Origin of the sequence: Caloramator sp. E03 (genome assembly GCF_006016075.1) — a bacterium.
GTDB lineage: Bacteria > Bacillota > Clostridia > Clostridiales > Caloramatoraceae > Caloramator_B.
This window is the reverse complement of the sequence record NZ_CP040093.1, coordinates 427,563-452,382: the sequence shown is the minus strand read 5'-3', so window position 1 is coordinate 452,382 and position 24,820 is coordinate 427,563. Positions and strand designations below refer to the sequence as shown.

General features: G+C 29.9%; 24 protein-coding genes. 18 read left to right on the top strand and 6 right to left on the bottom strand.

Annotated features, from left to right (window positions below; all coding sequences use genetic code 11):
* The first annotated feature begins 1 nt into the window (after window position 1).
* Window positions 2–550, top strand: a complete 549-nt coding sequence (locus tag FDN13_RS02365) for a TlpA family protein disulfide reductase (RefSeq protein WP_168190042.1) — start codon at window positions 2–4, stop codon at window positions 548–550.
* 412 nt (window positions 551–962) lie between these two features.
* On the opposite strand, the gene FDN13_RS02360 is transcribed toward FDN13_RS02365, so the two are convergent.
* Window positions 963–1,556 carry a lysoplasmalogenase gene (locus tag FDN13_RS02360; protein ID WP_168190041.1) on the bottom strand — a complete coding sequence of 198 codons (594 nt, stop codon included), beginning with the start codon at window positions 1,554–1,556 and terminating at the stop codon, window positions 963–965.
* A gap of 262 nt (window positions 1,557–1,818) precedes the next feature.
* Here FDN13_RS02360 and FDN13_RS02355 point away from each other — a divergent pair, with 262 nt between their 5' ends.
* Both FDN13_RS02355 and FDN13_RS02350 read left to right on the top strand, forming a co-directional pair.
* Window positions 1,819–2,673: a DMT family transporter gene (locus FDN13_RS02355; protein WP_138978714.1), complete on the top strand. Its 855-nt coding sequence runs from the start codon at window positions 1,819–1,821 to the stop codon at window positions 2,671–2,673.
* An 87-nt stretch (window positions 2,674–2,760) separates the two neighbouring features.
* Window positions 2,761–3,489, top strand: a complete 729-nt coding sequence (locus FDN13_RS02350; protein WP_138978713.1) for an SIMPL domain-containing protein — start codon at window positions 2,761–2,763, stop codon at window positions 3,487–3,489.
* Window positions 3,490–3,586: 97 nt separating this feature from the next.
* Here FDN13_RS02350 and FDN13_RS02345 read toward each other — a convergent pair whose 3' ends face one another.
* Complete coding sequence (locus FDN13_RS02345; protein WP_138978712.1) at window positions 3,587–4,078, bottom strand: 4Fe-4S binding protein; 492 nt, start codon at window positions 4,076–4,078, stop codon at window positions 3,587–3,589.
* A 180-nt stretch (window positions 4,079–4,258) separates the two neighbouring features.
* The gene (locus tag FDN13_RS02340; RefSeq protein ID WP_138978711.1) at window positions 4,259–6,007 is read right to left on the bottom strand and encodes a phosphoenolpyruvate carboxykinase; all 1,749 of its coding nucleotides are present in this window, start codon (window positions 6,005–6,007) and stop codon (window positions 4,259–4,261) included.
* A 430-nt stretch (window positions 6,008–6,437) separates the two neighbouring features.
* Between FDN13_RS02340 and FDN13_RS02335 the strand changes: the two genes are divergently transcribed.
* The 3 genes from FDN13_RS02335 to FDN13_RS02325 all read left to right on the top strand — a co-directional run bounded on the left by FDN13_RS02335 (window position 6,438) and on the right by FDN13_RS02325 (window position 8,508).
* Window positions 6,438–7,145 carry a pseudouridine synthase gene (locus tag FDN13_RS02335; protein WP_138978710.1) on the top strand — a complete coding sequence of 236 codons (708 nt, stop codon included), beginning with the start codon at window positions 6,438–6,440 and terminating at the stop codon, window positions 7,143–7,145.
* A 96-nt stretch (window positions 7,146–7,241) separates the two neighbouring features.
* Window positions 7,242–7,940 carry a sensor histidine kinase gene (locus tag FDN13_RS02330; protein WP_168190040.1) on the top strand — a complete coding sequence of 233 codons (699 nt, stop codon included), beginning with the start codon at window positions 7,242–7,244 and terminating at the stop codon, window positions 7,938–7,940.
* Window positions 7,933–8,508, top strand: coding sequence for a tRNA (mnm(5)s(2)U34)-methyltransferase (locus FDN13_RS02325; protein ID WP_138978708.1), 576 nt, complete (start codon window positions 7,933–7,935; stop codon window positions 8,506–8,508). The genes FDN13_RS02330 and FDN13_RS02325 overlap by 8 nt, the downstream gene beginning before the upstream one ends.
* Here FDN13_RS02325 and FDN13_RS02320 read toward each other — a convergent pair.
* On the bottom strand, window positions 8,471–9,121 hold the full coding sequence (locus FDN13_RS02320; RefSeq protein ID WP_138978707.1) for a hypothetical protein: 651 nt from the start codon (window positions 9,119–9,121) through the stop codon (window positions 8,471–8,473). The genes FDN13_RS02325 and FDN13_RS02320 overlap by 38 nt on opposite strands.
* A gap of 97 nt (window positions 9,122–9,218) precedes the next feature.
* On the opposite strand from FDN13_RS02320, the gene surE reads away from it, so the two are divergent.
* The 11 genes from surE to speD all read left to right on the top strand — a co-directional run bounded on the left by surE (window position 9,219) and on the right by speD (window position 19,617).
* On the top strand, window positions 9,219–9,995 hold the full coding sequence (surE, locus tag FDN13_RS02315; RefSeq protein ID WP_138978706.1) for a 5'/3'-nucleotidase SurE: 777 nt from the start codon (window positions 9,219–9,221) through the stop codon (window positions 9,993–9,995).
* 1 nt (window position 9,996) lies between these two features.
* Complete coding sequence (locus tag FDN13_RS02310) at window positions 9,997–10,185, top strand: DUF4264 family protein (RefSeq protein ID WP_138978705.1); 189 nt, start codon at window positions 9,997–9,999, stop codon at window positions 10,183–10,185.
* Window positions 10,186–10,300: 115 nt separating this feature from the next.
* A complete protein-coding gene (locus FDN13_RS02305) occupies window positions 10,301–11,197 on the top strand; it encodes a MurR/RpiR family transcriptional regulator (RefSeq protein ID WP_138978704.1) in 897 nt (298 codons plus the stop codon).
* 196 nt (window positions 11,198–11,393) lie between these two features.
* Entirely contained in the window at window positions 11,394–12,761 is a 1,368-nt protein-coding gene (gdhA, locus tag FDN13_RS02300) for an NADP-specific glutamate dehydrogenase (RefSeq protein WP_138978703.1), read from the top strand.
* Window positions 12,762–12,879: 118 nt separating this feature from the next.
* A complete protein-coding gene (locus FDN13_RS02295) occupies window positions 12,880–13,500 on the top strand; it encodes a histidine phosphatase family protein (RefSeq protein ID WP_138978702.1) in 621 nt (206 codons plus the stop codon).
* A complete protein-coding gene (locus FDN13_RS02290; RefSeq protein WP_138978701.1) occupies window positions 13,497–14,720 on the top strand; it encodes an NAD(P)/FAD-dependent oxidoreductase in 1,224 nt (407 codons plus the stop codon). The genes FDN13_RS02295 and FDN13_RS02290 overlap by 4 nt, the downstream gene beginning before the upstream one ends.
* A gap of 154 nt (window positions 14,721–14,874) precedes the next feature.
* On the top strand, window positions 14,875–15,531 hold the full coding sequence (cmk, locus tag FDN13_RS02285; protein ID WP_138978700.1) for a (d)CMP kinase: 657 nt from the start codon (window positions 14,875–14,877) through the stop codon (window positions 15,529–15,531).
* A gap of 4 nt (window positions 15,532–15,535) precedes the next feature.
* Window positions 15,536–16,114 (top strand): lysophospholipid acyltransferase family protein, encoded by a 579-nt coding sequence (locus tag FDN13_RS02280; protein WP_138978699.1) that lies wholly within the window; start codon window positions 15,536–15,538, stop codon window positions 16,112–16,114.
* 13 nt (window positions 16,115–16,127) lie between these two features.
* Window positions 16,128–16,913 carry a histidinol-phosphatase HisJ family protein gene (locus FDN13_RS02275; RefSeq protein WP_138978698.1) on the top strand — a complete coding sequence of 262 codons (786 nt, stop codon included), beginning with the start codon at window positions 16,128–16,130 and terminating at the stop codon, window positions 16,911–16,913.
* Window positions 16,914–16,996: 83 nt separating this feature from the next.
* Window positions 16,997–18,961, top strand: a complete 1,965-nt coding sequence (locus FDN13_RS02270) for a bifunctional 4-hydroxy-3-methylbut-2-enyl diphosphate reductase/30S ribosomal protein S1 (protein ID WP_138978697.1) — start codon at window positions 16,997–16,999, stop codon at window positions 18,959–18,961.
* 275 nt (window positions 18,962–19,236) lie between these two features.
* A complete protein-coding gene (gene speD, locus FDN13_RS02265) occupies window positions 19,237–19,617 on the top strand; it encodes an adenosylmethionine decarboxylase (RefSeq protein WP_138978696.1) in 381 nt (126 codons plus the stop codon).
* A gap of 107 nt (window positions 19,618–19,724) precedes the next feature.
* On the opposite strand, the gene FDN13_RS02260 is transcribed toward speD, so the two are convergent.
* Window positions 19,725–21,359, bottom strand: a complete 1,635-nt coding sequence (locus FDN13_RS02260) for a putative manganese-dependent inorganic diphosphatase (RefSeq protein WP_138978695.1) — start codon at window positions 21,357–21,359, stop codon at window positions 19,725–19,727.
* A gap of 180 nt (window positions 21,360–21,539) precedes the next feature.
* Between FDN13_RS02260 and FDN13_RS02255 the strand changes: the two genes are divergently transcribed.
* Complete coding sequence (locus FDN13_RS02255) at window positions 21,540–24,167, top strand: calcium-translocating P-type ATPase, SERCA-type (protein ID WP_138978694.1); 2,628 nt, start codon at window positions 21,540–21,542, stop codon at window positions 24,165–24,167.
* 24 nt (window positions 24,168–24,191) lie between these two features.
* On the opposite strand, the gene FDN13_RS02250 is transcribed toward FDN13_RS02255, so the two are convergent.
* Window positions 24,192–24,599, bottom strand: coding sequence for a hypothetical protein (locus tag FDN13_RS02250; RefSeq protein WP_138978693.1), 408 nt, complete (start codon window positions 24,597–24,599; stop codon window positions 24,192–24,194).
* Window positions 24,600–24,820: the final 221 nt, after the last annotated feature.

The window sequence follows — 24,820 nt, the reverse complement described above, 5'->3', positions numbered from 1 at the left end:
TATGAATAAAAAATCAATTTGGATGATTTTAATTATTGCATTTATTGTAATTATTGGTTATAGCTTTACGAAGATTAAATCAGGCGAAGATGAAACGATTATTAATAAGCAAAAAAATGAGCAAACAGAAGGCCAGTTAAATTTTGCAAAAGATTTTGAACTCACTAATTTGAATGGGGAAAAGGTTAAGCTTTCTGATTATAAGGGAAAAGTAATTGTGCTAAATTTTTTTGCAACTTGGTGTCCACCGTGTAAAGCTGAACTCCCAGGGTTTGTTAAAGTTGTTGATGAGTATAAGGATAAAGATGTAGTTTTTTTATTTACTGATATAGGTGAGGATAGCAATACAGTTAGAAATTTTTTAAAGGTTAATAGTTATAAGTTTGTGCCTCTTATGGATTATGATGGAAAGATATCAGATATGTATAGTGTTAGAGGAATTCCAACAACATATATTATAAGCAAGGGTTTTGAAGTAAAAGAGCAACATGTAGGTTTTATGGATGAAACAGCACTTAAGGATTTAATTGATGCTTCACTTAAAGATTAAAATATAGAGAGTAGAAAGTTTTGTCATCGTGTATCTATCAAAACACAATCTGTTCCTGGAGCTGCAAAAAATTATAAATTTTCATTAATAGGCTGAGCATATTGCACAGCCTATTAATGTTTAGATTTACACTTTTTGTAATTAAATTAAAACTATTTATTTCAGATCAATATTATTTGATTTGAGTGAGTAAATAATCTTTATATAATATAAAAATTGTCGATAAATAACATTTAATAAGTAACAAGTCATGACTAATCAATAGCCACAACGACGGCATAAAAAAGTTTGTCACTTATCAATTGGATGGAACTTTTTTTCTATTTTCTCCATCTCCGGTGCCAGGCACCAAGGATGGAGAAAACTTTTTCACACTAACTGTTCCCAAGATACCAAAGGTAACTTAAGGCACCTATAAAAAACCAAATACTAATAAAGTTTGGGCAGAAACGTAAGTAAGCATAACTAAAAAATCTGAATATCTATTTTTATGAACAAATATGCTATATCCAAGGAGTGAGTCGGATACTATAAATAATATAGTACCTAAGAAAGATAGGATTAATTGTTGTTTGCCAGATAATATTACCAAAAGGCAAGTTATACTTGAAAATAATATTATAAACATATATAAAATAGCTGTTATTTTTAAATTTTTCATGTTTTTTATTATTGTTTTATATACATATATTCCATATATGATATAGGGTACTATTAGTAAGATGTGGAATAAAGATATTTTAAAATGCACTTCAATTTCTTTAATAAAAGAAATTATATAAAATGTATGTCCTATTAAGAATGATGCTCCACCAAGCATGAAATTTTTTTTATTATCATTTAATAGAAATATATCACCTAAAAAACTAAATATTAAAGCAAAGATAACATAATAATTTAGATTTTTAGTATATGTTATATAAAATAAAAGCAATAAAGGCATAAGGAGGGATTTTGATAAATATCTTTTATTTTTATTGTCATTTATTATATTAAAAATATCCATTATGAAATCAAAAAGGAAGATTAAAAGAATTATCGCACTCATAATATCACCTTATAATATAAATAATAATGGTTCTAATATAAACATATAATTAATATAGCTTTAAGGTCTAATTATTTTTAAGCTAATAAGATTTTATAAATGTATAGATTCTGATATATGCTTTTTAAGTAAAATTACTACATAATATGGTAAAATGATATTAGTTATGAATTGTTTTAAATATAAGTAATGCAAGTTATATAGGGGAGAAGGGATTAATATGGGTTTAAAAAACAAAAGTTTAATTGAGGTTCATATAGCTGTTTTTTTATTTGGGTTAGCAGGACTGTTTGGGAAATTGTTGTATTTACCACCAATGATTATTGTCCTTGGAAGAGTGGTATTTTCAAGCATTTTTTTATTTTTCATCATGCATATTCTTAAAAAGGATATAAAACTTAAAGAGAAAAAGCATTATTTTTATTTAATTTTAATGGGGATAATTTTAGCAATTCATTGGAGTACTTTTTTTAAATCTATTCAGGTGTCTACTGTTGCAATAGGGCTTATAACATTTTCAACTTTTCCTGTTTTTGTTATATTACTTGAACCTTATTTTTTTAAAGAAAAAATTAAGTTTACAGATATTTTAACATGCTTAATTACTTTTTTTGGAGTGGTTCTTGTTGTCCCAGAGTTTCAGTTAGGTAATAATTTAACTCAAGGAATTTTATATGGAATAGTTTCTGGTTTTACTTATGCTGTACTTTCGATTATTAATAGAAAATATGTAAAAGAATACTCAGGAATGATAATAGCTTTTTATGAGCAGTTTGTTGCAACAATTGTACTTATTCCATTTTTATTCATACAAAAACCTGTTTTTCAATTTAAGGATATATTGCTTCTTATATTATTAGGTACAGTTTTTACAGGAATTGCCCATTCAATATTTATAACCAGTCTTAAGGGTATAAAAACTAAAACAGCAGCTATCATATCTTGTCTTGAGCCAGTTTATGGAATTATTTTTGCTGCAATATTATTAAAGGAAATACCAACCTTAAAAGAAATACTTGGGGGGATTATAATTTTAGGAACTGTTTTTTACTCAACAATTTCTAATAATTCTTAAAGCGATAAAAATATTAAAAAGCAGTTATTTTGTATTAAATTAGTAATATAATGAAAATATAAAGTTTACAATTTGGGAGGGGGAATTATGAAGGAAAAGAGCAGTATAATTATATCAATTATAATATCAGTAGCATTAATAGTATCAGCAGCATTTATATCCTATGGAATTAGAAATGTAAAATCATCAAAAAATACTATAATTATAACAGGTTCTGCAAAAAGGCAGATAAAATCGGACTTTGTTAAATGGACAGGATACTTTTCAGCCTATTCATCAAGCCTTAATGAGGCTTACAATGTACTTAAAGATAGCAATAATAAAGTAAAAAAATATCTTATGTCAAAAGGAATTGAGGAGAAGGATATAGTTTTTTCTTCAATTAATACACAGGTTAAAAATGAGATATTACCCTATGGAATGATTGGTAATAAAGTTGAGGGATATATGCTCTCACAAAACGTAGAGATAAAATCCTATAACGTAGATTTAATAACTGAAATTTCAAGGGAGTCAACGGAGCTTATAAATCAGGGAGTACATTTTGAGTCCTATCCTCCACAGTATTACTATACAAAAATAGCTGAACTTAAAATTGATATGTTAGGGCTTGCTACAAATGACGCTATGCAAAGAGCACAGCAAATAGCTAAAAATACCAATACAAAAGTAGGAAGGCTTAGAGCAGCCAAAATGGGAGTATTTCAAATAACACCTCTATATTCAACAGAGGTTTCTGATACGGGTATATTTGATACATCTTCTATCGATAAGGAAATAACAGCTGTTGTAAACTGTGAATTTGAAATTAAATAATTCAATATGTAAATAGAGTTAGTACCAACCAGCTGTGAATTTTAACTTATGCAGTATTATGCATAAGTTTTTTTAAAATCAACTGGTGGTACTTTCTTTAATTTTGCTGCCTTATTGCTTTATCAATAAGAGCCGTTGAATGCCCCATGGGACAAATCTGACACCATGATCTTGGCTTAAAGAATATGCCCATTATAATACCAACTAATAAAGAGGCTGTCATGAATCTAAACAAGGCAAAACCTGTCTTTAAAAGGTTAAAGCCTTTATGATTTGCATGATACATGGAAATAGATAGCATAACAAGCATAATTGTTAAAATTATATTTTTAAAGAGACTGCTTCTCATCCAATCAGGTAATTTATTTTTTAGGCTCATATTTGATAAGAATTTTCCAAGGAGTGAACCTCTTGGACAGTAATGGGAGCAATGAATTTTTCCATTACCTCTTATTGCATGATATAAAGGAGCACTCATGCATATAATCCCAAGTAATCCAAATTTATAATTTATTATTGATAAAATTAAAAATATAATGAGCAGTATCCAAGACCAGCTTTGAATGGATTTAGCATTTCTCTTATTCATATTAATTCTCCTTTCTGTACTCACATTATAAATACCCCGGGGAGGTATAAATGATTTTATTATATCTATTAAGTTTTGTCAATATCTTGGGCGTAGACTTAGCAAAAAAATGAGTAATCAATATGTACTACATAAAAAAGAATGCCTTAAATAAAAACTCTTATTTAAGGCATTCTTTTTTTATAAGTTATTTATTTCTTCAAAAAGCTTTAATGCTGCATTCTTAGGGCCAGATTTCTCTTTGCCTTGTATTCCAAGGCAAGTTTTAATTTGACCTACTTTTACACCTGTCTTATAGAACATTTCAAAGTATTCATTTAGCAGTATATCGGTTTCCTTTTGCCTTTGATATGGACCAAATGGATTAGCAAAATAGGATTTAACAAGTCCCCTTTCGGAGGTTGTTCCTTTTGCAAGTCTTGCACCAGCTTTAAATACTTCAATTGCTTTATCAGTATCGCTGAAAAATTCAAGATAGGGCATGTTTTCTTCTACATCTTCATAGTTGTTAGCATAAAGGAACATATCAACAGGGTAACCCCTCATTATGTCTTTATAGCTTGTAATAGGAATAACGAGTCTTGCATTAACCTTATCTGGATTCATGAATATACTTCTATCAAGTTCCCTAAAAGCATAACCAGGATCTAAATCATCAAGCCTTACAAAGGCACCTATTTCAGTTCCATAAGCAAGGGGCTTGTAATTGCCATTTGGCTTAATAACTCCCATGTCATCAAATATTACTATCATGTCGCTTATATAATCCTCACTAAGGCTTCTAAAGGCTTCAAGAGTTTCACTCTTTCCAGCACCACTATCTCCTACAATTATGATATTAGAATGTCTTCCATTTTTTAATGTTATGCTTACCATAGCTCCGTGTATTGGTAGATAACCTTTTTTTATCATAATGAGGTTATGAAGTGTTAAGGTCATCTTTTTCATATATCCAAAATAATCTATAGCATCCCCATAACTAACATATCCCATCATTATGTTGTTTGTATTATCATCAAAGAAGACAGTTTTTACATTTTGTGAAATATCTCTTGCACCAAATACATAGATAATATCAGGTTTTGCTCCAATACATTCTTCCTTTGTTGCAAGTTCAAAAAGATTGCATAGTGATATTCCGTGAGACATAAAATCCCTATGAAAGTATATGAAAGCAAGAAGGCTTCCAACTTTTGCAGGATAGCAGAACCAGTGATCGGGGTTTATTGTGCAATCTTTAAGAGGATTATAATATATTTCGCTAAAGAATCCTTCCCTTGTGTTTTTCTTTGGATAAGCAATAAAGGGAGGATCAAGGGATATTGTTTCAATAAAAGGTATTTCCATTAAAGTTTTATATTCATCAGGACATTGCCAATTGTAATGTGTTAGTACAAGGGCAGCGTTAGCACCTGCAGGAAGTTGTCTGTAGACGTTAGGTCTTATTTTGCTTACGTTTTCACTTATTTTTCTGTAAAGATTTAAAATAAGTGTTGAGAATTGAGTGTTAGCATCAATAAAGCTAACGTTTTGAAGTCCCTCGTTTGTTTTGTTGTCTGAAATTATGGTATACCTTTCAAGTCGCCTCCAGAACCTGTATAAGTCTTCAACCATGTCAGTAAAATTTTCTGGTTGTGTTAAAAGTGGTTTGTATAAAGGATTTAATTCTATTATTTCAGAAACGCTCAGAGTTACTAACATTTTAAAAACTTTTACCATTTCTTTTTCTATAAAATCCATATCAGAAATTTTAAAGCATTCGGTTAAATATTTATATATAGCACTGTTTTTTCGCTCTATTTTTTTTAAGTAAGCCTTAAGGAATCTGTTAAAGCCTTCACTATTTAAAAGTTTTTCAGGAGTATCGCAATATTTGGCAGTAAAATTTATCATAACCTTATCATTACTTAATGAGAACTCTTTTTTCATCTTATAACCTCCAATGCAATATTTTAAAATAAAAATTGCAAAATCTAAATTACATTAATAATTATAGCAAGATTGTATACAAAAATAAAGAATATTTTCCTAAGTTTTTAAAATATATTTTGATAAAGTTAATATCAATAATGTATTATAAGTATGATAAATTTAGGTAAATAAATTAACGAAAACAACCATGGTATACATGAGTACAAATATGAAATTATTAAAAACAAAACTTGCAATATATTATATGCATTAAAAAATTTTGGTATACTGCTCAAAGTAAAATATAAAAATAAAGATTAATAATAGGATTTTGAAATTTTATATTTGTTAATAATTTGTTTATTCAAACAGACAAAATAACAATATTGCCATTATTTGAGTATTGAATTATAATTTAAAAACAGAAATTTTTTTATGAGGTGTTGTGATGAAAGAAAGGCTTCAAAAATATATGGCACGATGTGGAGTTGCATCAAGAAGGAAGTGCGAAGAAATAATATTTCAAGGGAGAGTAAAAGTTAATGATAAAAAAATAACTGACATTACTATAATTGATGATGAAAAGGACATTGTTAAAGTTGATGGGAAAGTAATAAAACCAAAGGATAAGAAGATATATATAATGTTAAACAAACCTGTTGAAGTAATAACTTCAGCAAAAGATGAATATAATAGGAAAACAGTACTTGATGTTGTAAAGATAAAAGAAAGAATTTATCCAGTAGGAAGGCTTGATTATGATACTTCTGGTCTTTTGATATTGACTAATGATGGAGATGTAGCTTTTAAACTGACTCATCCTTCAAAAGAGATTGACAAAGTCTATATAGCAATTATAAAGGGAACTCCCAGTAAGGATGAAATAGAAAAGTTTAAAAATGGGCTTAAAATAGATGATTATATTACATCACCAGCTGAAATTAAAATACTTAATGTAAAAGGAGGGCTATGCGAAGTTGAAATAACTATCCATGAAGGAAAGAACCGGCAAGTTAGAAAGATGTGTGATGCAATTGGTCATCCTGTAGTTGCTTTAAAAAGGATTAAAATAGGTAGATTAAGCCTTGGAAATCTTAAGGAAGGGCAGTGGAGATATCTTACAAAGTCAGAAGTAGAATATATAAAATCCCTTTAAAAGTTCAGGAGCATCCTGAACTTTTTTGTGTAATTTGTAATTAAAATTAAATAAAAACATTATAAATAAAACAAAGATATAATGAGGGGTGGTAGGTTGATTAAAAAAATGTATAAGTATATACTTGAGTTTATAAAAGAAAAATACGAGATTATAAAGAAGAGAAAGAGAGTTTTAAGGATTAAAGATTATTCCTTATATTTCATACTTAATAAAGAAAAAATATATAATAATTTTCTATTTGATTCGCTTAACTTTATTGCAAAACTTTGTCGCATAGACTCAATAAAGTCGCATGAGCTTCTTGTGAATATTAATACTTATTTAAAAAGTATTATGAACAATAATGAAGGAATAATAAAACTTAATGAAGAAATAAGTCTATTAAAAATATATTTTTCAATAGCAAGTATAATATATTCTAATGATATTAATCTTTATATTAATTTGCCTTCAGATATAATAAATATGTATATCCCATTTCTTATTTTTCAGCCTTTAGTTGAAAATTCAATAAAACATGGTATTTCTCCAAAACTAATAGGTGGAGATATTTATATAAACGCACAAGAGAATGAAGACTTTGTTGAGTTTATAATAAAGGATACAGGCGTAGGAATGACAAGGGAAGAATATGAAAAGGTTTTAAAGATGGAATCTGGCTTTGGGCTTAAAATTACAAGGGAAAGGTTAAAAAGGCTCTATGGAGAAAATACTTATTTTAAAATTGAAAGTTCCATTGAAGAAGGTACAATAGTATATTTTAAAATACCAAAGGAGGTATATGATGTTTGATATAATTATAAAAGCTACTGGCATGGCTAAGAATTTAATCGAAAAAAAACTAAATAGTGAAGATATAGTTGTTGATGCTACTCTTGGAAATGGAAATGATACTTTGTTTTTAAGTGGTATAGTAAAATATGGAAAAGTATATTCTTTTGATATACAAAAGGTGGCAGTAGATAATTTTAACATAATATTAAAGAAAAATAATATAAGCAATGTTATACTGATTAATGATGGACATGAAAATATGGATAAATATATAACTGATGGAGTAAAGGCAGTAATGTTTAACCTTGGATATCTTCCTAAAGGTAATAAAAATATAGTTACAAAACCTGAAACTACTATAGCAGCTTTAGAAAAGGGCTTAAAACTATTATTGCCTGGAGGTTTGATTACAATAGTTGCTTATCCCCATGAGGAAGGCAAAAAAGAAAGGGAATATATATTAAAATATTTGAAGGAATTAAGCCCCAAAAAATATTCAATAATGGAAGTAAGTTTTATAAATAGGGAGGAAGCACCTTGCCTTATTGCTATTGAGAAGAATAGCAGCCTTCATGAAGATATATAAAATACTCTTTATTTGTTATAAATCTAATTACGCTGACTTTAGATGGTACTTTTATTATATTACCACATTTTAAACATCTAAAGTTAGGGCTAAAAAGATAATCAGTATAATGCTCGGTTTTTACTGAGCTGTATTTTTTATAGCTGTTCCATCCGGTTTTACAAAGTTTTTGTCTTTCTTTATAATCAGCTAAAACCCATTTTAAAAGCCTATGAAAATGAAAAGGATATTTAGTATATTGGAGATAGTCTAATGGTATGCCAAGGCCTATTGCATAGTCCATAAATGTTTCTTCTATAATGCTCTGAAGTGGTTCAGAGATTTTTACACTTAAAAAATTATATCCTTTTTCTTTTAAATAATCCCTTGCCTTGTCAAATATATAACCTTGGCAAATTTGAACATTTTCATCCTTTGAAACCTTTAAGTTTTCAAAGCCTTCTTTTATTATGTTAATACAATAATCTTTATATTTTTTTTCTTCAAAATATGGAGTTTTAAATAATTCAATAGGAATTATGTCGTAAAAATAATCTAATGTCTCAGTCCGTATTATTCCAATAATAGTTCCTCCAACAAGGCTTCCACTTCCTGCGTCGTCTATTTGAATCATTATTATGCACCCTTTCAATAAAATACAGCATACAATTAGTATGTTTATTTAAATATAAATATATAATAAATATGATATATAAAATGGAGGTATATATATGAGAATACTGATTACAAATGATGATGGGATAAATTCACCTGGGTTACATACACTTGTTAAGCAAATAGAGGAGGAAAATGATGTTATTGTAGTTGCACCAAGTGAACAAAGAAGTGCCAGCGGGCATTCACTTACACTTCATAGACCTCTTGTTATAAGAGAAGTAAAGATTGAAGGAATAAAATCAAAGGCATTTAGCGTTGATGGTACGCCAGTTGATTGTGTTAAAATTGCAATTGACAAAATTTCATCATATAAGTTTGATAAAATAATATCAGGAATAAATCAGGGGTATAATCTTGGCACAGATGTAATTTATTCTGGAACAGTATCTGCTGCTATTGAAGGCGCAATTTATAAAATACCTTCTATAGCAGTGTCTTTAGGATATGATGAAACTTTGGACTTTCAAGATAGAAATATATATAGAGCTGCTGCTGAGTATGCAAAGATAATATTAAGATATTCTGTTAAAAATAATATGTCAGAAGATATAGTTCTTAATATAAACGTTCCTCCTATTGATAGGGATAAAATAAAAGGAATAAAGGTATGTCAGTTGGGGAACAGGATATATCAAAACTGCTATATTGAGTCAGCTATGGAAGATGGTACGATAGGATACAGCTTAACAGGTACACCTAATGATATTGATGAGGAAAACACAGATGTATATAATATTAAAAGGGGATTTGTAACGGTAACACCTCTTCATTATGATCTTACAAATTTTAAAATACTTAAAGACGTTTCACAATGGTTTAGGGAGGTTTAGCATGAATATTAAACATGAGAATTTAAAACTAATTGCTATAATGGAATTTGATGAGTATGAGAATATGTACAAAGTTGTTGATTTTCTAAATAAAAATCTTAAACAAAGGGGTATAATATTCGGACTTGCAAGAAAAGATGGCAAGGACATCTTATCAATATATGATACAAGCGAATCACACCTGAAATAATTTGAAGGATATATTGCAAATATATGAAAAAAATGATAAAATGAACATGCAAAAAAGAAATTCATAATAAATTTTCTTGCAGAATTCTTTATTTTTAGATATGAGGTGTGATGTCATGGAAAAAGACTTAAGCAACAATAAATATGATCTTATGAAACTTATACAAATTAGATTTCCAAGGATGAGCAAAGGGCAAAAGCTTATAGCTGAGTTTATTCTAAAGCATTATGATAAAGCTGCTTTCATGACTGCTGCAAAACTTGGAAATACAGTAGGGGTTAGTGAATCAACAGTAGTTAGATTTGCTAATGAACTTGGATTTAGTGGTTATCCAAAGCTTCAGACAGCTCTTCAAGAGTTAATAAAAAATAAGCTGACGGCTGTTCAAAGAATTGAAATATCAAGTGATTTTATAAGTGAAGAAAATGCCTTAAAAAGCGTTTTGAAGGCCGATATGGAAAATATAAGGGTTACATTAGAAAAGATTAATAGCAGCATTTTTGATAGCGTTGTTAATGAAATATTTAATGCAAAAAGAATTTATATAGTTGGTTTTAGAAGTTCACAGGCTCTTGCGGATTTTTTGGGATTTTATCTTGGACTTATACTTGATAATGTTAAAGTTGTATCAAATGGAGTAAGCGATATATTTGAACAACTCCTAAGAGTTGGAGAGGGGGATATGGTAATTGGTATAGGTTTTCCAAGGTATTCAAGTAGAACGGTAGAAGCCTTAAAATTCGCAAACAGTAAAGGTGCGAAAGTAGTTGCCATAACTGATAGCCTTTTATCACCTTTGGCATCCTATTCGGATCTTACTTTAATAGCCCAAAGCAATATGGCTTCTTTTGTTGATTCTCTTGTTGCGCCACTTAGCCTTATAAACGCATTAATTGTAGCAGTAGGCTTAAGGGAAAAGGAGAACATATCTGAAACCTTTAAAACTCTTGAAAATATATGGGAAGAATATAATATATATACCTATAGGGCAAGGGGAACTAATGATGTATAATAGTTAAATAATTATCAGACAATTCGTAATATATGAAATGGATTAGAAAATAGAGAAAAGTGAAAGAAAACTGTGATAATTTGAATTAAAACTTGAATAATATAGTATTCTGGTGTTGAAAAAAAACAATTATTAATTCATAATGAAATTGTGAATTGAATTTTTATTTTATTTTTATTATTGAGGAGGCTTTTATATGGCAAAGGAAAATCTTACCCCGGCTGAGTACATTAGTCAAGTGATTGAAAGGGTTAAAAAGAGAAACCCAAATGAACCAGAATTTTTGCAGGCGGTTGAGGAAGTTTTAAGTTCTCTGACTCCAGTATTAGAAAAACATCCAGAATACATCAAAGAAAACTTGCTTGAAAGATTTTGTGAACCAGAAAGACAGATAATTTTCAGAGTTCCATGGGTTGATGATGAAGGAAACGTACAGGTTAACCGTGGATTCAGAGTTCAGTTTAATGGAGCTATAGGACCATATAAAGGAGGATTAAGATTTCATCCCTCTGTATATATTGGAATTATTAAATTCCTTGGATTTGAACAGGTATTAAAGAACTCTTTGACAGGACTCCCAATAGGAGGAGGTAAGGGAGGCTCTGATTTTGATCCAAGAGGAAAATCTGATGGAGAAATAATGAGATTTTGTCAAAGCTTTATGACAGAGCTATATAAACATATAGGCCCTGATATTGATGTTCCTGCAGGAGATATAGGAGTTGGAGCAAGGGAAATTGGATATTTATATGGACAGTATAGAAGAATAAAAGGAGTTTTTGAAAACGGAGTTCTAACTGGAAAAGGATTATCCTATGGAGGAAGTTTAATAAGGCCAGAGGCAACAGGGTATGGAGTTTCATATTTCTGCCAGGAAATGTTAAAACATGAAGGAGAAAGCTTTGAAGGAAAGACAGTTGCACTTTCAGGCTTTGGTAATGTTGCATGGGGTGCTTGTAAAAAAATTGAACAGCTTGGTGGTAAGGTAGTAACTTTATCAGGTCCAGATGGATATATTTATGATCCAGATGGAGTTGTAGGAGAGAAAATAGACTACTTAGTAGAAATGTTAAGAGTTAACAAAGGTGCAAGAGTAAAGGATTATGCCGATAAATTTGGTGTTCAGTTCTTCCCAGGAGAAAAGCCATGGGGAGTTAAAGTTGACATAGTAATGCCATGTGCTGTTCAAAACGATATAACATTAGAGCATGCAAAAGCCATTGTAGCAAACGGAGTAAAATTTGTATGTGAAGGTGCAAACATGCCATGTACAAATGAAGCTGTTCAGTATTTTATTGAGCATGGTGTTATTGTTGGCCCTGCAAAGGCTGCAAATGCTGGAGGAGTTGCAACATCAGCACTTGAGATGTCACAAAACAGCATGAGATTATCCTGGACTGCTGAAGAAGTTGATGCAAAGCTTCATCAGATTATGGTAAATATATTCAATAACTGCAAAAAAGCTTCTGAAGAATATGGATTTGGTTACAACCTTGTTGCAGGCGCTAATATCGCTGGATTTATTAAAGTTGCTGATGCAATGTATGCACAAGGAAATTATTAAATATAAATATAAAGAGCCCTCGTAAGAGGGTTCTTTTTTATACATTTTTACTTTTTTATGATAATAAATTATGTTATTCTTATTATTGTTATAATTTATAAGCTGTGGAGGTAATGTTATGTCAAAGATATATATTGTAAGGCATGGAGAAACCGAATGGAATAAAATTCAACGTGCCCAGGGATGCAGTAATGATATACCTTTATCTTATGAGGGAAGAGTACAAGCTATGGCCATTGCTAAAAGATTAAAGGATGAGAATATAGATTTGTTTTATTCAAGTGACTTGAAAAGAGCTTATGAAACAGCATGTATTATAGCTAAAGAACATAACAAGGAAGTTGAAAAATGCAAAGAGTTTAGAGAAATAAGTCTTGGAGATTGGGAAGGACTTAACTTTAATATAATTCAAGAAAAGTATAATGATATTTATAATGTATGGCGAAAAAGCCCTCATCTTGCAATTATTCCTAATGCAGAGAAGATACCGGATATAGTTTCAAGAGCAATTGGTAAATTAGAAAAAATATTAAATGAAAATAAAGAAAAGAATATATTGATTGTATCTCATGGCATTACAATAAAGGTAATGCTTTCAGTTCTTATGGGTATGGAAGTTACAAATATACATAAAATAAGGCAGGATAATACATCACTTAATATACTTGAATATGATGGGGAAAGTTATGACATACTTTTAATAAATGATACTTGCCATTTAAAGGAGATAGAGATATGAGTCGTGTAGTTGTTGTTGGTGGTGGAGCTGCTGGCATGATGGCAGCTATTATTGCAGGAAAAAGAGGAAAAGAGGTTATACTCATTGAGAAAAATGAAAAATTGGGTAAGAAGCTCTTTATTACAGGAAAAGGAAGATGTAACATAACTACTGATAAAGATATTGAAGAGATAATAAAAAATATAACTACCAATGCTAATTTTATGTACAGTGCCCTTTATACATTTTCAAACTACGATTTGATGAAGATGATAGAAGATAAGGGGGTTAAGCTGAAGGTAGAAAGAGGAGGAAGGGTATTTCCAGAGTCTGATAAATCAAGTGATATTATAAAATGCTTTGAAAAGTATTTGAATGAGAACAATGTAAAAATAATGCTAAATACTAAAGTTACTGACATTATTGATTTTAAAGGAAAAATATGGGGAGTTGAAATTGAAGGAGGAGAAAAAATAAAGTGTGATTCTATAATACTTGCAACTGGTGGTAAATCCTATCCTTTAACAGGTTCTACAGGAGATGGGTACTATTTTGCTAAAAAGTTAGGACATAGCATAATAGATATAAGACCTTCACTTGTTCCTCTAATAGCAGAAGAAGAATGGGTAAAGGAGCTTATGGGGCTTTCGCTTAAAAACGTTGAAATATCCGTTAAACATAAAAATAAAATAGTCTATAAAGATTTTGGAGAAATGCTTTTTACTCATTTTGGAGTATCGGGACCTATAATTTTATCAGCAAGTAGGAAAATAATAGACATACTTCCTCAAAAAGTTGAAGTTTTAATAGATTTAAAGCCAGCTTTAGATTATAATGAGCTGGATAGAAGGATACTTAGGGATTTTGAAATGTTTAAGAATAAGCAATTTAAAAATTCTCTTAATGAGCTTTTACCTTCAAAGATAATTCCTGTTGTAATTAAGCTCTCAGGTATAGATGCAGAAAAACAAGTTAATTCAATAACTAAAGATGAAAGGAAAAACATTGTTAAATTGCTTAAAGAATTTAAAATCACAATAACAGGAACAAGGCCTATCGAAGAGGCAATAATTACTGCTGGTGGAGTTAACGTAAAGGAGATTGACCCCTCAACTATGGAATCAAAAATAGTAAAAGGACTTTATATAGTAGGGGAGCTTTTAGACGTAGATGCTTTGACTGGTGGCTTTAATCTACAAATAGCTTTTTCGACAGGTTACTGTGCAGGTTTAAACTGTTAAGATTTATTTTATTAACTATGATGGAAGATGTTACATGTAAAAAAGAAGAATAAAAGTATTTAAGAATTGATTTATAGAATTATTAATTTACGTTGAAGGAATTTTTAAAATAGTATTGAATATATAATATTGTGATTTTTTGATGGAGGATGTTATGAGAAATTTGATAATAGCAATAGATGGACCGGCTGGTGCTGGAAAAAGTACTATCTCAAAAATTATAGCTGAAAAACTAAATATAGAATATATAGATACTGGTGCTATGTACAGGGCTGTAACACTAAAAATAATTAGGAAAGGTATATCTTTAAATGATGATGATGCAATAGAATGTATGTTAAAAGAAACGGAAATTGATTTTATAAATGGAAGAATATATCTTGATGGAGAAGATGTTTCAAAGGATATTAGAACTATTGAAGTTAGCAGCAAAGTTTCGGATGTTGCAGCAAAATCTTATGTTAGGCAGAGGCTTGTTGAAATTCAAAAAAATATGGCAGCAAAAAAAAGTGTTATTATGGACGGAAGAGATATTGGAACTAATGTACTTAAAGACGCTAATTATAAAATTTTTCTTACAGCTTCAGTAGAAGAAAGAGCTAAAAGAAGATATAAGGAAATGATAGAAAAGGGAAGTAACGTGACCTTTGAAGATGTATGTAAGGATATAGAAAATAGAGACAGAATCGATTCTACAAGAAAAGTTAATCCTTTAAGGAAAGCTGATGATGCAATTGAAGTAGATACAACATCAAAATCTATAGACGAAGTTGTTGATGAAATACTTTCAATCGTAAACAAACGGGAGTGAGATTATGTTCTATAATTTTATTAAAAATATAGCTTGGATAATATTTAATGCGATTTATAGAATAGAAGTTGAAGGTGTAGGGAATATACCAATGGATGATGGAGCATTAATATGTCCTAATCATTTTTCATTGTTTGATCCTATTGTAGTTGGAATAACATGTCCAAAACAAATTAGGTATATGGCTAAGGCAGAGTTGTTTAAAAATGCATTTTTAAGGAGGTTTTTAACAGCTTTAGGAGCTTATCCAGTTAGAAGAGGAGAAGCAGATTTGAATGCTATTAAGCTAACATTAAAGCTTTTAAAAGAAAAAAAGATTATAGGGCTTTTCCCAGAGGGGACAAGAGTAAAGACAGGTGAATTTGGGAAGGCAAACCCTGGGGTTGCAATGTTTGCAATAAAATCAGGTAAGGTAGTAATACCAACTCTCATTACAGGAAATTATAGGTTATTTTCGAAGATAAAGATAAAATATGGACAACCTATTGATTTTACAAAATATAAAAAGGAAAAAATGACAAACGATGATTACTTTGAATTAAGCCAAATGGTTATACAAAAACTGTATGAACTCAAGGATTAAGGAGGATAACACAATGTTTGCAGATTATCATGTGCATAGCAATTTCAGTGATGATTCTACCTGTGAAATGGAGGATGAAATTAAAAAAGCAATATCACTTGGAATTGATGAAATTTGTTTTACTGAGCATGTTGATTATGGAGTTAAAACAGATTTAAATTGTAATTATGAAGCTTATATTAAAGAATTTCAAAGATGTAAAGAAAAATATAAGAATGAAATAAATATTAAACTTGGAATAGAATTTGGTATACAAGTGGATACTATTGAAAAATTCAAAGAAGATTTTGATAAATATAACTTTGATTTTGTTATTCTTTCTTGCCATCAAGTAGACAATAAAGAATTTTGGACTTATGAATTCCAAGAAGGAAAAACTCAACAAGAATATAATGAAAGATATTATGAAGAAATATTAAAAGTAATAAAGAAATATGATGAATATAGTGTATTGGGGCATTTGGATATGATAAAAAGATATGATAAATTTGGAGAGTACCCTGATGAAAACGTAAAAGAATTAATAATTGAGATATTGAAACATGTAATTGAACATGAAAAGGGTATTGAAGTAAATACATCAAGTTTCAGATATAAATTAGCTGATTTAACACCTTCTAAATATATTTTAAAGTTATATAAAGATTTAGGAGGAAGAATTATTACGATTGGATCAGATGCTCATAAAGATGAAGATATTGGACACAATATTCAGATTGTGAAAGATGAATTGAAAAAAATAGGTTTTAAAGAATTTTGTACTTTTGAAAAAATGAAACCAATTTTTCATCAATTATAAATATGAGATACTAACGTAAAACTAAATTAATAAGTTAGATTTTACGGATAGTAATAGATTAGATAGTTTTAAGGGGGATTAATATGCAAATATTCATTGCTAAAAGTGCTGGTTTTTGTTTTGGCGTTCAAAATGCTGTTCAAAAAGCACAGGAAGTAGCTGAAAAAGGAGAAAAAGCTGCTACATTAGGGCCTATTATACATAACAGGCAGGTAATTGAGGATTTAAAATCAAAAGGGATAGACTTAATTGAGGATATTTCAAAAATCGAAGATTCACAAAAGATTATAATAAGATCGCACGGTATCTCAAAGCAAGATTATGATAGCCTTATAGCCAAAAATGCAATTATAGTTGATGCTACTTGCCCTTACGTTAAGAATATACATAAGATTGTTCAAGAAAAATATAGTTTAGGATATAAAATTATTATAATAGGAGATAGAGAGCATCCTGAAATAAAAGGAGTTAATGGCTGGTGTGATAACAGTGCAATTATTATAAATACTGTAGAAGATGTTAATAACCTTCCGAAGAATATAGAAAAAGTATGTATTGTAGCTCAAACGACTTTCAATGAAGAAAAGTGGCGAAACATAATATGCAATCTTATTGGCATTTCAAAGGAGATGCTGATTTTCAATACTATATGTAATGCTACACAAATAAGGCAGACGGAAGCAAAAGAACTTTCAAAAAAAGTTGATGTAATGATTGTAGTCGGTGGAAAGGAAAGCTCAAATACAAGGAAACTATATGAAATATGCAGTGAGAACTGTCCTTTGACGTTATTTGTTGAAAGTGTAGATGAAATAGATTTTAACTCTATAAAGAATGCAAGCAGCATAGGGATAACGGCAGGAGCTTCAACTCCAGATTATGTAATAAAAGAAGTCGTAGATAAATTAAATAGTATAAGCAAAATAAATAACGAGCAAAATATTAAAGTTAAAAAGGAGAATAAAACAGTGGAAAAGGAAAATATAATTGCAAATGAAAATTCTGAAATGGATGCATATTTTATAGGATATAACGAAGTTTATGAAGATAGTATAGTTAAAGGAACAGTGCTTCTTGTAAATGATAAGGAAGTATTCTTTGATATTGGTTATAAATCCGATGCAATACTTCCAATTGAAGAAGCATCAAACTTTCCTGTTAACCTCAAAGAGAAATTTAAAGTTGGAGATGTTTATGATTTACAAGTAATTAAGCTAAATGATGGAGAAGGAAATGTATTAGTAAGCAGGAAAGCTCTAGAAAAAGATGAGTTTATAAATAAGCTTTATGAATATAAGGAAAAAGAAGATTATATTGATGTTATAGTAACTAAGGAAAACAAGGGCGGCCTTGAGTGTCAGTATGGAGATGTTAAAGCCTTTATGCCAGTTTCACAGGTCGGATTATCAAAGGATGAGGATATTAAGGAATACCTTGGAAAGAAGCTTAAAGTTAAGATAATTGATATAAAAGAGAAAAAGAATGATGTTGAGATTGTTGTATCAAGAAAGGATATAATAAAGCAGGAGAAAGACAAGAGAGTAAAAGAATTTTTTGAAAATATAAAAGAAGGACAAGCATTAAAGGGTACAGTAAAGTCTATGATTGAATCTGGTGTCTTTGTTAGCGTTGGAGATGTAGATGTTTTCATACCAATTTCAGAAATTTCATGGAAGAGAATTAAAACTCCAAAGGAAGTGTTAAATGAAAAAGATATTGTTGAATTTATTGTAATTAAAGTAAATAGAGAGGATAAGAAGATTACAGGAAGTATCAAAAGAGCTGGTAAAGAGCCATGGGAGGAATTTATTGAAAAGTACAAGGTTGATGATATAGTTGATGTAAAAGTATTAAGATTTGCTGAATTCGGAGCATTTGCAGAAATAATTCCAGGGGTTGATGGCTTGATACACATATCAAAACTTTCAGAAAAGAGAATAAACAAGCCTCAAGAAGTAGTTAAAATAGGACAGATTGTAAAAGCTAAAATAATTAATATTGATACTGCTTCAAAAAGAGTAAGTTTATCGTTAAAAGATGTTGAATAATAGAAATTTATACCTTTAGGAATTTTACCTAAAGGTATAAATTTTGTTATAAAAATTAAGGCTAATTTATGAATGCTGGCATATAATAAATTAAAATGAGTATAATATTGATATAAAAGATGAAGATATTCTAAGAAAAAATGATAAGTTTTATTTCTAATTTAATTTTTTTATGGATTTTAATAAATTTACTTGACATTTTGAGCAAATTTGATACAATTTATTTGATGTGTTAAATCTATATTAATGTTTTTTAAGGGAGGTTGAGAATTAGAATGAACGCATTGGGTCGTCATATTCTTGCAGAAATTTATGGATGTGATTCAGAAATACTAAATGATAGAGAACTAATTGAAAAAATTATGGTCGATTCAGCGCTTTCATCAGGAGCAGAGATTAGAGAGGTTGCTTTTCATAAGTTTAGTCCAATGGGTGTAAGTGGTGTTGTAGTTATTTCAGAGTCACACCTTACAATACACACCTGGCCAGAGCTTGGTTATGCCGCTGTTGATGTATTTACTTGTGGAGATAAAATTAATCCTTGGGATGCATGTAATTATCTTACAGAAAGGTTAAAGGCAAGCCATATAACTGCAACTGAAGTAAAACGAGGGATTTTTGAACAGCCAGTTTCAGTAAAAGTGTCAAACTTATAATTTTTTAATTTTTTTTGGGGAGATTTTATGGATAGTGATAGTAGAAATTTAGTTATGAATTAGAAAATGCGCTTTGCAAATATGTAAGCAAGCGCATTTTTGTTTTATTATTCAATTGCTGCATTAGAAAGAGGCGGTACGACTTGTTTTTTTCTTGAAACTATATTTGGAAGATAGACACTGTTGCCGCTTATTTGGATATTAAAGGCCTTTGATATCAATTCTTTATTTTCACCAACAAATAAAAGTTCAGAACCTTCTTTTATTATATCTGTTAATATCATTATTACTAAATTATAGTTTTTATCTTTACATAATTTATCCATATATTCAATTAGTGAATTTTTGATGTCTGCAATGTTTTCTGTGTCCATGGTATTAACTTGGCTTATTCCTATTTTATATTTCCCAAAGTTAAATTCTTTAAAATCCTGATTGAAAATTTCTTCTGGAAGTTTCCCATGAAGAGATGTTCCAGCCTTAAACATTTTCATTGCAAATTCATCAATGTTAATATTGCATATTTCGGCAAGTCTTTCAGCAGTATGCTTATCTACAAAGGTACAGGTTGGTGATTTAAAATTTAATGTGTCAGATATTATAGCGGCACATAAAAGACCGGCAATACTTTTAGAAGGCCTTATTCCATTCTCAAAATATATATTTGCAACTATTGTTGCTGTGCTACCAACAGGTTCATTTCTGAAATATATTGGTTTTCCTGTCTGTACGTCCCCAACTCTATGATGGTCTATTATTTCTAGAACATCAGCCTCATCTATTCCATTAACCGATTGTGATTTTTCGTTATGATCTACAAGTATTACTTTCTTTTTGTTTTGTGAAATTAGATGATATCTTGAAACAAATCCTATTATCTTATTATTTTCATCAACTACAGGGTAGCTTCTATACCTTGTTTGAAGCATTTTTTCTTTTATTTCATCTACAAAGTCATCAGTTTCAAAACTAATTATATTTTCTGTTGTCATAATATATTTTACAGGTATACTCTGATTTATAAGCCTTGCAGTTGCAAATGTATCGTTTGGTGTTGTCATAATAATACATTTTTTCTTTTTGGCTATTTCTACTACTTCATCATCAACTTTAGAATCTCCTGTTACTATTATACAGTTTGCACCGTATTCTAATGCTGCTTTTTGGCTGTCCTTCCTGTTGCCAGATATGACTATATCCCCAACATCAATAAAAGGTTTCATCTGCTCTGGAGCCATGGCAGCAACGACTACTTTGCCGCTTGTTTTAAAGTCTTCACTGCTTCCTGTTATTAGTTTCGCATTTAAAGTCTCAATAATATTTCTAAGAGGTGTTTTACTTGTTGATATTATGTTATTTTCAAGGATATCCATGTATTTGTTTGTAATATCGGATAATGTAACAATACCTATTAATCTTCCGTTATCATCAACTACTGACAGAGTTTTAATATTATTTTTCTTCATTAACATCCAGGCAGTTTTAATTGATACATCAGGGGATACAGGTATTGGATTATCAACATTCAAATCACATACCTGAGTCTTTACTGTTTTTAATAATATGGGCTTTGGTACTTTAAAGTAATCTAATATAAATTCAGTTTCCCTGTTTAATTCACCAAGTACAGCAGCAGTAGCATTAAATCCAAGCTTTCTTTTTAATTCAGCATAAGCAATTGCTGAACATACTGAATCTGAATCAGGGTTTTTATGACCAGTTATATAAATAATGTCTTGCATAAAATCACCTCCGTAAGTATATAAAAGATTATATATATAAGCCTTGAAAAAGTAAATATTATAGCTTAAAAAACAAATATTACAAAAAGTCATTATAATCTATATTTTGGAATTAATATAAATAAAAAGTGATACTAAATATATTTTTGAAATATAAATAGTTATAGGTTAAAAAAGGAGATGGTGCTTTTGGAAAAAATAAATTTAAAATTTAATGAAAATTTACATAATAATTCAGGCCTATCAACGAGAGAAGCAAAAAAAAGATTGTCAAGGTATGGATATAATGAAATAGTTAAAAGAAAAAGGATTTCTCCAATTAAAATATTTATATCTCAATTTAACGATTTTATAGTATGGGTACTTCTTGCTGCAACAGCTATTTCTGGCTTTATGGGTGAAGTTGCTGATTCAATTACAATACTTATAATAGTTATTATGGATGCAGTTCTTGGATTTATACAGGAATATAAAACAGAGCGTTCTCTTGAGTCATTAAAGGAACTTGCAGCTCCAACAGCTAAAGTTATAAGGGATGGGAAGTTAAGTATAATAAAAGCAAGAGAAGTTGTTATTGGGGACTTGATTGAAGTTGAAGCAGGAGACAGAGTTCCAGCTGATTGTATAATTATTGAAGGTAGTAATATTAGGAGCGATGAATCTATTTTAACAGGAGAGTCTGTGTCAGTTGAGAAAAAGCCTTTAATAGGTGGCAAAAAACCTTCTAATGAGAATTTTTTATATATGGGTTGTAATGTTACCCATGGTAAAGGAAAAGCAAAGATAATAGCTGTAGGAATGGATACTCAAATGGGAAAAATTGCAGATATGCTTCAGGAGATAGAAACTGAAAAAACTCCTCTTCAGCAGAAGCTTGATAAACTTGGAGAAATACTTGTTTATGGATGTTTGATTATATGTGCTGTTGTAACTATAACAGGGATTTTTAGGGGAGAAGATGCTTATAAAATGTTCCTTATAGGGGTAAGCCTTGCAGTTGCAGCAATACCAGAGGGGCTTCCCGCAATTGTAACTGTTTCATTAGCCCTTGGAGTTCAAAGGATGATGAAAAGAAATGCACTGGTTAGAAAACTTCCAGCTGTTGAAACATTGGGTTGTACTAATGTAATATGCTCTGATAAAACCGGAACTTTAACTCAAAACAAGATGACAGTTAAGAAAATATATGTAGCTGATAGACTATACAGCGTCACTGGAGATGGCTATGATAGTAGTGGAAATATAGTATTTGGAAGCATTAATGCAGAAAAGGATGGGGATATAAAAAGATTTGTTGAGTGCTGTTGTTTGTGTAGTGATGCAAGTATCACTATTAGTAATAGGGAAATAAAATATTCTGGAGATCCTACAGAGATTGCACTTCTTATAATGGGTTTAAAAGTAGGCATAACAAAGGAAAACCTTTTAAAAAAATATAAGGTTATTAAAGAAAATCCTTTTGATTCTGAAAGGAAGATGATGTCAGTAATATGTATGAGTAGTGAAGGAAAGTATATGTTTGCAAAAGGAGCACTAGAGAGCATACTTCCAAAATGTACAGGCATCTTGGTAAGGGGAGAGGTTAAGGAATTAACCGATGAAATTAGAAAAAGTATAAATAAATATAATAATCAGATGGCTGAAGAGGCATTAAGGGTAATTGCATCAGCCTATAAAAAAATAGAAAACGTCGACACTTCGGAAAAAAATTTAATATTTACAGGGCTTGCTGGCATGATTGACCCTCCGAGAAAAGAAGTTTTTGACGCAGTAATAGAATGTAGGCTTGCAGGAATAACTCCAGTTATGATTACAGGTGATCATAAGTTAACAGCAAAGGCCATAGCATCGCAGCTAAAAATATTAGACAAAGATGGGCTTGTACTTACTGGTGATGAATTGGATTCTATGGACGATAAAAAGCTTGATAGCATTATTAATAGAGTAAGAGTTTTTGCCAGGGTAAACCCTTCCCATAAATATAGAATAGTAAAGGCTTATAAAAGAGTTGGAATGTGTGTTGCTATGACTGGAGACGGAGTAAATGATGCCCCTGCTATTAAAGAAGCTGATATTGGAGTATCAATGGGTATAATAGGGACAGATGTTACCAAGGAAGCATCATCTATGATACTTATGGATGATAATTTTGCAACTATTGTAGCTGCAGTTAAAGAAGGCAGAATAATATATGACAATATAAGAAAGTTTATAAGATACCTTTTATCTTGTAATATAGGAGAAGTTCTTACCATGTTTCTTGCATCTATTCTTAATTTGCCTATTCCACTACTTCCTATTCAGATACTTCTTGTAAACCTTGCTACAGATGGCCTTCCAGCAATGGCACTTAGCCTTGAGGCAGGAGAACAGGATGTTATGGAAAGAAGACCAAGAAGCAAAAATGAGAGTATTTTTTCAGAAGGCTTATGGAAAAAAATACTTATAAGAGGGGTACTTATAGGGTTTTGTACAATAACTTCCTTTTCAATGAGCTTATATTATTTTAAAGGAGACATTGAATTATCAAGGACTGTGGCGCTTTGCACACTTGTTATGTCCCAGCTTTTTCACGTATTTGAATGTAGATCAGAAAGACACTCTGTTTTTAGAATTGGACTATTTAAAAACATTTATCTGGTACTGGCAGTTGCATCATCTATGATTATGCTTGTATTAGTTGTCTATAGTACATCTTTGCAAAGAATATTTACTACAAAAGCCTTAAACATAATACAATGGATAATTGTATTAGCTTTTTCAGGAATAATATCTTTAATTAATAGTTTTTATTGGTATAGTAGATAAAAAGCCCGCAGATTTTGCGGGCAATTATTTAATAATTTGTTTTTGTTGTATCTTTTTTATTTTGTTATGATCCATAGGAATTAAATCCTTCTTTGTTGTTAGGTTCATTATATTAAGAACTTGAATTATTTCGCTGTTATCCTTTCCTTTCTTACCTTTTACTCCTTGAATTATTACAAGGTTTCCTTGAGAGAGCTGCATAAATTCAGGCTTTTTAAACCATTGTTTTCTTATATATTGACATCGTTGGACATTCTTACTTCTTTCAGGTCTTAATATTATATCCACCTTTAGTATATGATATATTCCAAGTATAGCCTTGGTTGATATTTTAACGCTTAAAATGTGACCTTGAACTTGTGTCAATCTGTCACCATATTTCTTAAGATATGCTTCAGCATACTTTTTGGCAAGTGTTTCTTTAAAACTCATATACATCTATCCCCTTTACTTTATATTTATAAAAATCATATTTTACAAAATCATAATGTAAATTATATCATATTTTATTGTTTTCTCGAAGGGGCTTTTTTTATTAGTTATTTTAATTTGTATCATAAAATTTTATAGCATAGTAAAATAACATAAATATTAAAATTATATAATAATTGTCATTTTAATTTTATTTTGGATGTATTATAATAATAACATAA

Bases quoted from the DNA above. Each gene is read 5' to 3' on its own strand.
- FDN13_RS02365 (WP_168190042.1), top strand. From the start codon at position 2: ATGAATAAAAAATCAATTTGGATGATTTTAATTATTGCATTTATTGTA.
- FDN13_RS02360 (WP_168190041.1), bottom strand. From the start codon at position 1,556: ATGGATATTTTTAATATAATAAATGACAATAAAAATAAAAGATATTTA.
- FDN13_RS02355 (WP_138978714.1), top strand. From the start codon at position 1,819: ATGGGTTTAAAAAACAAAAGTTTAATTGAGGTTCATATAGCTGTTTTT.
- FDN13_RS02350 (WP_138978713.1), top strand. From the start codon at position 2,761: ATGAAGGAAAAGAGCAGTATAATTATATCAATTATAATATCAGTAGCA.
- FDN13_RS02345 (WP_138978712.1), bottom strand. From the start codon at position 4,078: ATGAATAAGAGAAATGCTAAATCCATTCAAAGCTGGTCTTGGATACTG.
- FDN13_RS02340 (WP_138978711.1), bottom strand. From the start codon at position 6,007: ATGAAAAAAGAGTTCTCATTAAGTAATGATAAGGTTATGATAAATTTT.
- FDN13_RS02335 (WP_138978710.1), top strand. From the start codon at position 6,438: ATGAAAGAAAGGCTTCAAAAATATATGGCACGATGTGGAGTTGCATCA.
- FDN13_RS02325 (WP_138978708.1), top strand. From the start codon at position 7,933: ATGTTTGATATAATTATAAAAGCTACTGGCATGGCTAAGAATTTAATC.
- FDN13_RS02320 (WP_138978707.1), bottom strand. From the start codon at position 9,121: ATGATTCAAATAGACGACGCAGGAAGTGGAAGCCTTGTTGGAGGAACT.
- surE (WP_138978706.1), top strand. From the start codon at position 9,219: ATGAGAATACTGATTACAAATGATGATGGGATAAATTCACCTGGGTTA.
- FDN13_RS02310 (WP_138978705.1), top strand. From the start codon at position 9,997: ATGAATATTAAACATGAGAATTTAAAACTAATTGCTATAATGGAATTT.
- FDN13_RS02305 (WP_138978704.1), top strand. From the start codon at position 10,301: ATGGAAAAAGACTTAAGCAACAATAAATATGATCTTATGAAACTTATA.
- gdhA (WP_138978703.1), top strand. From the start codon at position 11,394: ATGGCAAAGGAAAATCTTACCCCGGCTGAGTACATTAGTCAAGTGATT.
- FDN13_RS02295 (WP_138978702.1), top strand. From the start codon at position 12,880: ATGTCAAAGATATATATTGTAAGGCATGGAGAAACCGAATGGAATAAA.
- FDN13_RS02290 (WP_138978701.1), top strand. From the start codon at position 13,497: ATGAGTCGTGTAGTTGTTGTTGGTGGTGGAGCTGCTGGCATGATGGCA.
- cmk (WP_138978700.1), top strand. From the start codon at position 14,875: ATGAGAAATTTGATAATAGCAATAGATGGACCGGCTGGTGCTGGAAAA.
- FDN13_RS02280 (WP_138978699.1), top strand. From the start codon at position 15,536: ATGTTCTATAATTTTATTAAAAATATAGCTTGGATAATATTTAATGCG.
- FDN13_RS02275 (WP_138978698.1), top strand. From the start codon at position 16,128: ATGTTTGCAGATTATCATGTGCATAGCAATTTCAGTGATGATTCTACC.
- FDN13_RS02270 (WP_138978697.1), top strand. From the start codon at position 16,997: ATGCAAATATTCATTGCTAAAAGTGCTGGTTTTTGTTTTGGCGTTCAA.
- speD (WP_138978696.1), top strand. From the start codon at position 19,237: ATGAACGCATTGGGTCGTCATATTCTTGCAGAAATTTATGGATGTGAT.
- FDN13_RS02260 (WP_138978695.1), bottom strand. From the start codon at position 21,359: ATGCAAGACATTATTTATATAACTGGTCATAAAAACCCTGATTCAGAT.
- FDN13_RS02255 (WP_138978694.1), top strand. From the start codon at position 21,540: ATGGTGCTTTTGGAAAAAATAAATTTAAAATTTAATGAAAATTTACAT.
- FDN13_RS02250 (WP_138978693.1), bottom strand. From the start codon at position 24,599: ATGAGTTTTAAAGAAACACTTGCCAAAAAGTATGCTGAAGCATATCTT.